At 69.5% G+C, this 11,328-nt stretch carries 7 protein-coding genes; 2 read left to right on the forward strand and 5 right to left on the reverse strand.

The annotated features are described in order from the left end of the window. The first annotated feature begins 182 nt into the window (after positions 1 to 182). Positions 183 to 2,795: an ATP-dependent chaperone ClpB gene (gene clpB, locus FOE67_RS06265; protein WP_182661303.1), complete on the forward strand. Its 2,613-nt coding sequence runs from the start codon at positions 183 to 185 to the stop codon at positions 2,793 to 2,795. 53 nt (positions 2,796 to 2,848) lie between these two features. Then, complete coding sequence (locus FOE67_RS06270; protein WP_182661305.1) at positions 2,849 to 3,523, forward strand: YbjN domain-containing protein; 675 nt, start codon at positions 2,849 to 2,851, stop codon at positions 3,521 to 3,523. Positions 3,524 to 3,740: 217 nt separating this feature from the next. Here FOE67_RS06270 and FOE67_RS06275 read toward each other — a convergent pair whose 3' ends face one another. The 5 genes from FOE67_RS06275 to FOE67_RS06295 form a co-directional block, all read right to left on the reverse strand. Further along, positions 3,741 to 4,808, reverse strand: coding sequence for an ABC transporter ATP-binding protein (locus FOE67_RS06275; protein ID WP_182661307.1), 1,068 nt, complete (start codon positions 4,806 to 4,808; stop codon positions 3,741 to 3,743). Then, positions 4,805 to 6,034, reverse strand: coding sequence for an ABC transporter ATP-binding protein (locus FOE67_RS06280; RefSeq protein ID WP_182661309.1), 1,230 nt, complete (start codon positions 6,032 to 6,034; stop codon positions 4,805 to 4,807). Before FOE67_RS06280 ends, FOE67_RS06275 begins: the two co-directional genes overlap by 4 nt. After that, on the reverse strand, positions 6,034 to 7,065 hold the full coding sequence (locus tag FOE67_RS06285) for an ABC transporter permease (protein ID WP_143619234.1): 1,032 nt from the start codon (positions 7,063 to 7,065) through the stop codon (positions 6,034 to 6,036). The genes FOE67_RS06280 and FOE67_RS06285 overlap by 1 nt, the downstream gene beginning before the upstream one ends. A gap of 13 nt (positions 7,066 to 7,078) precedes the next feature. Next, on the reverse strand, positions 7,079 to 8,599 hold the full coding sequence (locus FOE67_RS06290; protein WP_182661312.1) for an ABC transporter permease: 1,521 nt from the start codon (positions 8,597 to 8,599) through the stop codon (positions 7,079 to 7,081). A 155-nt stretch (positions 8,600 to 8,754) separates the two neighbouring features. Further along, positions 8,755 to 10,542, reverse strand: a complete 1,788-nt coding sequence (locus tag FOE67_RS06295) for an ABC transporter substrate-binding protein (protein WP_182661314.1) — start codon at positions 10,540 to 10,542, stop codon at positions 8,755 to 8,757. Positions 10,543 to 11,328 lie beyond the last annotated feature (786 nt).

Raw genomic sequence — 11,328 nt, forward strand, 5'->3', positions numbered from 1 at the left:
GCGGGCAGGAGCAGAAGGGGGTCGGCGGGGAGCCACATGCGGAAACATGCTTGAGCGTAGTAGACTCAACATTGTGCATGGCCGAGGCATCAGCCGCTCGGTCGGCGGGGACGCCCCAGCCCGGGCGGCCCGGAAAACCACCCCATCGATCGACCGGAAAGCCGGAGGAGGAGAGTTCCCGGGTGAACGCCGAGCTGACCAACAGGAGCCGGGACGCGATCGGCGCGGCCAACAATCGCGCGCTGACCGACGGCCACCCCGACATCACCCCCGCCCATCTCCTGCTCGCCCTCCTGGAGGGCCAGGACAACGAGAACATCCGCGATCTGCTCTCCGCCGTCGAGGCGGACCAGGCCGCGCTGCGCTCCGGCGCCGAGCAGTTGCTCGGCGCGCTGCCGAGCGTGCAGGGCGCCTCGGTGGCCAAGCCGCAGCCCAACCGCGAGTTGCTGGCCGTCATCGCCGACGCCTCCAAGCGGGCCGGTGAGCTGGGCGACAGCTACGTCTCCACCGAGCACCTGTTGATCGCCCTCGCGGCCCGGGGAGGCGCCACCGGTGAGCTGCTGCGCCGCCAGGGCGCCACGGACAAGGCCCTGGACGAGGCGTTCCGCGCGGCCCGGGGCGGGCGCCGGGTGGATTCCCCGGACCCCGAGGGCAGCTACAAGGCACTGGAGAAGTTCGGCACCGACCTCACCGCCGCCGCCCGCGAGGGCCGGCTGGACCCGGTGATCGGCCGCGACCACGAGATCCGGCGCGTCGTGCAGGTGCTCTCCCGCCGCACCAAGAACAACCCGGTGCTGATCGGTGAGCCCGGGGTCGGCAAGACCGCGGTGGTGGAGGGGCTGGCCCAGCGCATCGTCAAGGGGGACGTTCCCGAGTCGCTGCGCGACAAGCGCCTGGTCTCCCTGGACCTCGGTGCCATGGTCGCCGGCGCCAAGTACCGGGGTGAGTTCGAGGAGCGGCTGAAGACCGTCCTCGCCGAGATCAAGGCGAGCGAGGGGCGGATCGTCACCTTCATCGACGAGTTGCACACCGTGGTGGGCGCCGGCGCGGGCGGCGACTCCGCCATGGACGCGGGCAACATGCTCAAGCCGATGCTGGCCCGCGGTGAGCTGCGGATGGTCGGCGCCACCACCCTGGACGAGTACCGCGAGCGGATCGAGAAGGACCCGGCGCTGGAGCGACGCTTCCAGCAGGTGCTGGTCGCCGAGCCGACCGTCGAGGACTCCATCGCCATCCTGCGCGGCCTCAAGGGCCGCTACGAGGCCCACCACAAGGTGCAGATCGCGGACAGCGCCCTGGTGGCCGCCGCGACCCTCTCCGACCGCTACATCACCTCCCGCTTCCTTCCCGACAAGGCCATCGACCTGGTCGACGAGGCCGCCTCCCGGCTGCGCATGGAGATCGACTCCTCCCCGGTGGAGATCGACGAATTGCAGCGCGGCGTGGACCGGCTGCGGATGGAGGAGCTGGCCCTGGCCAACGAGTCCGACGAGGGCTCCCGGCAGCGCCTGGAGCGCATCCGCCGCGAACTGGCCGACCGCGAGGAGGAGCTGCGCGGCCTGACCGCCCGCTGGGAGAAGGAGAAGAGCGGCCTCAACCGCGTCGGTGAGCTCAAGGAGCGGCTGGACGAGGTGCGGGGGCTGGCCGAGCGCGCCCAGCGCGACGGGGACTTCGAGACCGCCTCCAAGCTGCTCTACGCCGAGATCCCGGCACTGGAGCGGGAGCTGGCCGAGGCCTCGGAGGCGGAGGAGGCCGGACAGGCCGCCGACGGTTCCGGCGCGGGCCCGGACAAGCTGGTGAAGGAGGAGGTCGGGCCGGACGACATCGCCGATGTGGTGGCCTCCTGGACCGGCATCCCCGCCGGCCGGCTGCTGGAGGGCGAGACCGAGAAGCTGCTGCGCATGGAGCAGGAGCTGGGGCGCCGCCTGATCGGGCAGGCCGAGGCGGTGCGGGCGGTCTCCGACGCGGTGCGGCGCAGCCGTGCCGGGGTCTCGGACCCGGACCGCCCCACCGGTTCCTTCCTCTTCCTGGGCCCCACCGGTGTCGGCAAGACCGAGCTGGCCAAGGCGCTGGCCGACTTCCTCTTCGACGACGAGCGGGCGATGGTCCGCATCGACATGAGCGAGTACGGCGAGAAGCACTCGGTGGCCCGGCTGGTGGGCGCCCCGCCCGGCTACGTGGGGTACGAGGAGGGCGGTCAGCTCACCGAGGCGGTGCGCCGTCGCCCGTACACGGTGGTGCTGCTGGACGAGGTGGAGAAGGCCCACCCCGAGGTCTTCGACATCCTGCTCCAGGTCCTCGACGACGGCCGGCTCACCGACGGCCAGGGCCGGACGGTGGACTTCCGCAACACCATCCTGGTGCTCACCTCCAACCTCGGCAGCCAGCATCTGCTGGACCCGACCGAGAGCGCCGAGCAGCAGCGCTCGGCGGTGATGGCGGCGGTGCGGGCGGCCTTCCGTCCGGAGTTCCTCAACCGGCTGGACGACGTGGTGGTCTTCGAGTCGCTGACCGGCGAGGAGCTGGGGCGCATCGCGCGGCTCCAGCTGGACGCCCTGCAGCGGCGGCTGGTGGACCGGCGACTGGTCCTGGACGTGTCGGACGACGCGCTGCGCTGGCTCGCCACCGAGGGCAACGACCCGGCCTACGGGGCCCGGCCGCTGCGCCGGCTGGTGCAGACGGCGGTCGGGGACCCGCTGGCGCGGGCGATCCTCGCCGGCGGGGTCCGGGACGGGGACACCGTCACGGTGGACATCGATCCGGACGGGGCCGGTCTCCGGGTTGCCGGCACCTGAGGGCGATGCGTAAGGATGGAGATTCACGCCACCGCGTACGAAGGGACCTCTCCGTGTCTGTCGATCCGTCCTCCATCCCGAACTTCGGTGGCCGCCCGCCGCAGTCCGGCCAGTCCGGCCAGTCCGGCCAGTCCGGCCAGCAGGGACAGCAGCAGGGCCAGCCGAAAAAGCCGGTGGGGCCGATCCTGCCGGACCAGGAACTGGTCAAGCGCCTGCTGGACCAGATGAAACTGAAGTACGTGGTGGACAAGGAGGGCGACCTGGTCGCCCCCTGGGAGCAGTTCCGCACGTACTTCATGTTCCGCGGGGAGAAGCAGCAGCGGATCTTCTCCGTGCGCACCTTCTACGACCGGTCGCACAGCATCGAGGACAAGGCGCGCCTGCTGGAGACGGTCAACGACTGGAACCGGCGCACGCTGTGGCCGAAGGTGTACGTCCACACCCACGACGACGGCAGCGTCCGGCTGATCGGCGAGCAGCAGCTGCTGATCGGCATGGGCGTGGCGCTGGACCACTTCATCTCCAGCACGGTCAGCTGGGTGCGGGCCTCCATCGAGTTCGACAAGTGGCTCACGGAGACCCTCGGCCTGGCCAAGGACGCCGACTCGGCGGAGACCGGCGCCGAGCCCTCCGCCGACGGTGACGGGGCCACCAACGCCTCCGACACCCCCGACGGCGGTGACGCCGGCGAGGCGGGCGACGGCGACAAGGGCCCCCGGGCCGACTGACGCCCAGCCCGCGCGGCACCGGTCCCCCTCGGGGGACGGCCGACGCGTCCGGGCCCCCGGCCGCCCCGTGCGGTCGGGGGCCCGCCGTCGTCCGGTGCCGGGCCGCGCGGTCCGGCACCGGACACACCGGGGGCCCCGGACCGTGCGGTCCGGGGCCCCGATGCGCTGCCGTCGGCACGCGGGAGACCCGCGGGGGACGGGAGGGTGACGGTGGTGCTCAGATCACCTTCCGGTCCTCCTCCGCGAAGTGGCAGGCGACCGGGTGGCCCGATCCCCGATCCACCAGTGCCGGCTCCTCGGTGGCGCAGATCTCCTGCGCCTTCCAGCAGCGGGTCCGGAAGCGGCAACCGCTCGGCGGGTCGATCGGGCTCGGCACGTCGCCGGTGAGCACCGTCCGCCTGCGCTTGCGCTCCTTCTTGGGGTCGGCCAGCGGCGCGGCCGACAACAGGGCCTGGGTGTAGGGGTGGGAGGGGCGCTCGTAGACCTCGTCGCGAGGGCCGGACTCCACCACCTTCCCCAGGTACATCACGGCCACCCGGTCCGAGATGTGCCGCACCACGGACAGGTCGTGGGCGATGAACACGTACGCCAGGCCGAGCCGGTCGCGCAGGTCCTCCAGCAGGTTGACCACGCCCGCCTGGACGGACACGTCCAGCGCGGAGACCGGCTCGTCGAGCACCAGCAGCTTCGGCTCCAGGGCCAGCGCGCGGGCGATGCCGATGCGCTGGCGCTGGCCGCCGGAGAACTCGTGCGGGTAGCGGTTGCCGTGTTCGGGGCTCAGGCCGACCAGCCGCAGCAACTCGGCCACCCGGTCCTTGCCGCCCTTGCGCCAGCGGCCGTGCACCTTCAGCGGCTCGGCGAGGATGTCGTTCACCGGCAGCTTGGGGTTCAGCGAGGCCATCGGGTCCTGGAAGACCATGCCGGCGTTGCGGCGCACCTGCTGCATGGCCTTGTGCTTCAGGCCGGTGATCTCCCGGCCGTCGAAGCGGACCGAACCCGAGGTGGGCTTGATCAGCTGGAGCACGGCCCGGCCCGTGGTGGACTTGCCGCAGCCGGACTCACCGACCACGCCCAGGGTCTGCCCGGCGTCGACGCCGAGCGTGACGCCGCTGACCGCCTGCACCTCACCGGCGGTGCGGCGCAACAGTCCCCCGCCGCGGATCGGGAAGTGCACTTTCAGATCGGTGACCTGGAGCAGCCTCTCCCTGTTCTCCGGGGTTCCCTGGGCCTCCGGGGCCTTCGACAGCTCCGGTCGGTCCCCGGTCGTGGTGCCAGCCGCGCTCATCGCCCCTCCTCGCTTTTCTCGTCGGTTCGGGAGACCCCGTCGGTACCGGGGGTTCCCTCCGCCTCGTCGCCCTCGTCCTCCGCCCGGACGGCGTCGGGGCGAAAGAACGCCGTGGGGTCCTCCGCCTCGGCCAGCCGGTCGCTGTGGTGGCAGGCCGCCCGGTGATCCTCCCCCACGGTGACGAGGTCGGGCTCGGTCTCCCGGCACACCTCCGTGGCCAGGGGGCACCGCGGGGAGAAGGGACACCCCGACGGCAGGTGGACCAGGGACGGGGGCGTGCCCGTGATCGGCCGCAGTCGGTCCTCGCCCTCCCCCTCCAGGGAGGGGATCGAACCGAGCAGACCGGCGGTGTAGGGCATGCGCGGTTGGTAGAAGACGCTGTCGGTGCCGCCGATCTCCACCGGCTTGCCGGCGTACATCACCAGCGTCCGGTGGGCCATGCCGGCGATCACCCCGAGGTCATGGGTGATCATCAGGATCGCGGCGTTCACCGCGTCCTTGACTTCCAGCAGCTTCTCCAGGATCTGCGCCTGGACGGTCACGTCCAGGGCGGTGGTGGGCTCGTCCGCGATGATCACATCCGGGTCGTTGATGATCGCCATGGCGATCATCACCCGCTGACGCATGCCGCCGGAGAACTCGTGCGGATACGCCTTGAGCCGCTTGTCGGCCTGCGGAATGCCCACCAGGTCGAGCATCTCCCGGGCCTTGGTGAGCGCCGCGCGGCGCGGCACCAGGTGGTGGGCCAGCACCGCCTCGGCGAGTTGGTCGCCCACCGTGTGGACCGGGTTGAGCGAGGTCATGGGGTCCTGGAAGATCATGGCGATCTTCTCGCCGCGCAGTGCCCGCTGCTCGTTGGGACGCATGGTGAGCATGTCCCTGTCCCGGTAGAGGATGCGACCGTTGATCCGGGCGTTCCGGGGCAGCAGGCCCATGACCGCCATGGAGGAGACGGACTTGCCGGAGCCCGACTCGCCGACGATGCCCAGGACCTCGCGGGCCCGCAGTGTGTAGCTCACGCCGCGCACGGCCTGCACCAGGCCGTCGTCGGTCGGAAAGCCCACGGTCAGGTTCTCGACCTTGAGGACCTCCTCGTCCAGCGGCGGCTTGGAGTCGGCCAGGGTGTAGGCGGTGTGCACCTCTTCGGCGGCTTCGGCGAGCGACCCCGGGCTCTCGGCACCGGTGCTCAGCTTGTCGCCGGGGCTGAGGGGTGGATTGATGCTCATCAGTTGCGCACCCTGTTCTGTCGGGGGTCGAACGCGTCCCGCAGTCCGTCACCGATGAAGTTGACGGAGAGAGCGATCGCGATGATGAAGATGCCCGGCCAGTAGAAGAGCCAGGCCCGCGTCATCATCGCCGTACGGTAGTCGGTGATCAGCCGTCCCAGCGAGGTGTCCGGCGGCTGCACGCCGAAGCCGAGGAACGACAGTCCCGTCTCCAGCAGAACGGCCGCTGCGATCGCCAGCGTCACGGAGACGATGACGACGCCGATCACGTTCGGCAGGATGTGCTTGAAGATGATCCGCATGGCGGAGGTGCCGACCGAGCGGGCGGCCTCCACGAACTCCTTCTCGCGCAGCGACAGCACCTCGCCGCGCACCAACCGCGCGGTCTGGGTCCAGGTCACCAGTCCCAGGAAGATCCCCAGGAAGACGATGCCCTGCCGGCCGGCGATCGTGGCGACCAGAGCGGCAAAGACCAGGGTGGGGATGGTGATGGTGACATCGGTGATGCGCATGAGTACGGCCTCGGTCCAGCCGCGGAAGAAGCCGGCGCAGGCGCCTATCACGGTGCCGACGGCCGTCGCCACGACCCCGACCAGGAAGGCGACCAGCAGGGAGACCTGCGTGCCGCGCATCACGACCGCGAAGTAGTCGCGACCGATGTCGTCCTGGCCGAAGGGGTGTTCACCCCAGGCCACGCCTCCTCCGCCGAGGAACTCGGGCCACACCCCGAGCGTCGGGCGACCGCCGTTGATCAGCGGGCCGGTGGCGGTGGGGCTCTTGTCCCACCAGCCGGGGATGAGGCCCCAGCCGATGGAGGTGGTGGCGAGCAGCAGCACGAAACCGAAGAGGATCATGCCCACCAGCGCGCCGCGGTGGCGGAAGAAGCGGCGGGCGACCAACTGTCCCTGGCTGCGCGCCACGACGTTCATGCCCTGCGCGTCGTCCCGATTCGAGGCCGGCAGCGTGTCCGTGCCAGCCGCGGTGCCCGGGCCCCCGACCCCCACGGGCTCTTCTGTGTTCTTGGGCGTCATGGTCAGTCTCCCGTCAGGACAGCCGGATACGCGGGTCGAGGAAGGCGTACGCGATGTCGGCGATCATGTTGAACAGGACGATCGCTCCGCCGGCCACCAGGAAGAAGGCCATCATCGGCATGGGGTCGCCCTGCTCGATGGCCTCTGTGAGGAAGAGCCCCATCGCCTTCCAGCCGAAGACCCGCTCGGTGATCACGGCGCCGCCGATCAGCGTGCCGATGTCGAAGGCCACGAGGGTGGTGACGGGGATCATGCCGTTGCGCAGGACGTGCCGGGTGACGACGGCACGCTCGTTGAGGCCCTTCGCCCGCGCGGTGCGCACGTAGTCCTGGTTCATCACCTCGAGCATGCTGGCCCGGGTGTACCGGGTGTAGACGGCGAGGGAGACGAGCATCAGAGCCATGGTCGGCAACACCAGATGGCCGAAGGAGTCCAGCCGCAGCTCCCAGAAGGTGCCGTCGAAGTTGGGGGTCGACGGTCCGATGGTGGAAATGGGACGGCCCCGGATGCGGCTGTGCGCGGAGTAGGCGGCGAAGGCCTGGAGCAGGCGGTCGGTGAAGATGACGGCGCCGGTGAAAAGTCCGGTGAGGATGGCGGCGGTGATGGCCGAGCGGCGGAAGAGTTCGCCGCCGATGTACCAACCGAGACCGAAGCACACCCCGACGGTGACCACGATGAGCAGCAGCAGGGTCAGCAGCGAGGGGTCGGCCAGCACCGGGCCCAGGGCGAACGAGCAGATGATGCCGACGGCTGCCGCGGCGAGGGCGGCGCGCATCGTCGGGGACTTGAAGTCCAGTCCGCTGACCAGGGTGGTGAAGGCGACGGCGCCGGCGACGGCGGTGAGGGCGATGACGATGATGCCCAGACCCGGGTCGGCGAACCAGCGGGTGGCGGACAGCGCCCACAGCAACAGGGCCATGCCGACGGTGGTGGTGCCGAAGACGGTCAGGCGGGTGCGCCGGTCACCGAGCAGCAGTGAGGAACACGCCAACCCGATGACGACGGATATCAGCAGGATCACCATTGGCGCCAATGCCGGGTCCCGCAACCAGTCGTTGAGGTCGATGGCGACGTACTGCTTGAGCAGGGTGCCCACCCAGAAGACGGGCAGCGAGAAGCAGACGAAGGCCACGAAGGTCACCGTGTGGTCCAGGCCGCTGTATTGGCGCAGGGCGGAGAGCACACCCACGGTGATGCCGATGATGATGGCGAGGACGGTGGCTGCGGTGAGCAACTGGACGGTGGCGGGAAAGCGCTCCGCCAGCAGCGCGTTGACGCTCTGTCCCTGGCGGTTGACACCGAGATCTCCGGTGAGCGCGTTGGCCAGCCACATGAAGTACCGCACGAAGACGGGCTCGTCGAGGTTCATCCGTTCGGTGAGGGCCGCGATGGCGGCCTCCCTCTGGCCGTCCGGGAGCTGCCTGGCCTCCGAGAGCGGATCACGCACGTTGACGGCCAGGACGAACATCACCAGAGATGCGGCGAGGAACACCCACAGGGAGACGAAGAGCCGTCGCGCGATGAAGGTGAGCATCGCTGGGACTCCTGAGTTTTGAAGGAAGGGTCCGTGGTACGGAATCGGGACGCGGAAGGGGCCGGGGGTGTGACGCACCCCCGGCCCCACTGCCCTGGCTGTTCCGGCCCGGCTGTCAATCGTGAGGCCGGGCCGACTCAGCGGGCTTCAGGAGTTCAGCTGCTGCGCTGCCACTCGGGCATGTTCCAGACGATGTCCGACTGGGCGGGGTTCGGGACGATGTTCTCTACGTCCTCGCTCCAGGCGGCCATACCCGGGTGGCTGAACAGCGGCGCCACCACGCCGTTCTCCCACAGGTGAGCCGAAATGTCGCTCAGCATCTCGTTGCGCTCGCCCTCATCGGTGATGCGCAGGACCTCGTCCAGCATCCGGTCCATGTCCTCGTTGGAGTAGCAACCGGAGTTGTTGCCCTTGTCGGAGGCGCTGCACTCGGAGGGGGTGCGGTAGGTGGAGTTCCAACCGGAGACCAGCGAGGAACCCTGCCAGGCGAACATCGCCGCGTGGAAGCGGTTGTTGTACATGGCGCCGTCACCCTCGAAGAAGTCGCCGTGGGCCTCGAAGTCGACCTCGAAGCCGGCCTCGGTGCAGGCGTCGGCGATCAGCTGACCCTGCTGGTTGCGGCGCGGGTTGTCCAGGGTGCGAAGCTCGATGGTGGTGCCGACGGCGTCGTTGTCCTCGAGGATCTGACGGGCGGCGTCGATGTCCTGCTCGCTGTACTCGCTCGGCAGGGAGCCGGAGATCAGCTCGTCGTAGCCGGGCTCGAAGGCCTGCATGACGGTGGAGTTGAGGACCTGGGCGTCCTCGTCCACCGGGCGGATCAGGTTCTCGACGATGGTCTCGCGCGGCAGGCAGAGCAGGAACGCCTCACGCAGCTCCGGGCTCTCGGCGAACGGGCCGCTGTCGAAGTTCAGGGTGACGTGCTCGTAGATGTACTGGTCGAAGACGGAGACCTCGACGCCGTCCATGGCCTCGAGCTGGGCCTTCAGGTCGGGCGACGGCTGCGGGGCGATGATGTCGACCTCGCCGTTTTGCAGCGCCTGGGCCTGCTCGTTCTGCTCGATGTAGCGGATGATCACTTCGTCCGCGTTCGGCGCCTCGCCCCAGTAGTTCTCGTTGGGGACCAGGGTCAGGCTCTCACCCGGCTGGTACTCGCCGAAGGTAAAGGGGCCGGAGGAGGGGATGTGCGCCGCGTCGGGCAGGCCACCCTCGATGAGCCAACCGGTGGTGAAGAACTCGATGGCGTCGGCCAGCTGCTCGTTGGCCTCCTCGGCGCCGGCTTCGCGGGCGTCGGGGTCCTCCCAGTCCACGCCCTTGATGATCTCGACGAGCTCCTCGGGCGTGAGACCGCCCTGCTCGGCCACGACGTGCGCGGGCATCATCGCGTTGTTGCCCTGGCCGGAGGCGACGGACTCCCAGTCGGCAAAGGGCTTGCGGTACTCGTAGGTGAACTCCTTGTCCCCGGGTTCGCAGTCGGGGAGCTTGACGTCCTCCATGCCGGCGTAGCCGGAGGCGCCCCAGCCGAGGTAACCGCCCTGCTGCGACCAGTGCAGCAGCACGTCATCACAGTCGATGGGCGTGCCGTCCGACCAGACGGCGTTCTCGTTGATGGTGTACTCGACGATCAACGGGTCGTCGCTGACCTTCTCGTAGGAGCCGAACTCGTCGTTCGCGGTAACGACGCCGTTCTCACCGAAGTACCAGAAGCCGGTGGTCACCCAGTAGGTGGGGATCGAATTGGCTGCGGCGTTCGCGTCGGCGGCGGTGGGGTTCCAGGAGTAGACTTCCTGCTCGTAGGCGAGGATGACGGTGCCGCCGCCTCCGCTCTGGCTCTCGTCGGAGGTGTTGTCGTCGTCGTCTCCGTTGCCGCCGCCGCACGCCGAGAGGACGAGTGCCCCTCCGAGTGCCGCGGCGACCAGCTTCGACGTCTTGCCGAATCGGGTCATCTTTCGGGCCTTCCGCGGTGTGATGACTTCGGGTGTGAAGTTGCCCGGAAGCTTCCTCACAGATCGCGTAGACAACAAGTGCGTACCGGGGACCGTTGTGCAGCCGAGATGCGAATCTCTCTGAGTTGTGACCCTGAAGTCGTTCCAAAGAGGTCTCAACCCCCACAAAGCGACGCTCGCGGGTCGCGGTGAGCGTGCATGGCCGTTCGTAATCCGGGCGGCTCCGGGTGAACACCTGACCGGAGATGCCCTCCGGAGGATGGAAAGCGACCCAAGTTGGATCAAAACCCCGTCGGTTCCGGGCGGTTCGTGGTTCCTTGGTGAGGCGTCGGGGGGCCCGGCTCGTCCTGGAGCGGGGGATTTCCTCCCCCGCTCGCCGGTTGTCCTCCGGTCGTCTCCCCGCGCCCGCTCGTCCCCGCGTCGTCGGTGTTCCTCTTCGTCCCTCTTCCTCACCTTTTCCGGCCCCGGTATCCACCCCCGCTTCCGGTCCCGGGCTCATTCGCCCGCTCCGGTGCGGTGGGGCGGGATCCCGCCGGCCGAGAAATTCGTGCCAACTACATCTTTGTATCCCTCCCCGGGGCCCCGCACCCGGTCCCGGGGATGCCGCATCCCGGCGTGACCACGTCTTTTCCTTCCCTGATCGGGTTCCCGGAATTCCCTTTCCGTCGACCCCGTTCGGCTTCCGCGCCGGGTCATCCGATGTCCCATTGTCGTCCGCCGGTCGTCCACCGGCCGGTCACGAACCACTCGCGAACCGACCACCTCCGTACCCCCCCCGCCTGGCCC

Origin of the sequence: Streptomyces calidiresistens (assembly GCF_014141525.1) — a bacterium.
GTDB classification, from domain to species: Bacteria; Actinomycetota; Actinomycetes; order Streptomycetales; family Streptomycetaceae; genus Streptomyces; species Streptomyces calidiresistens.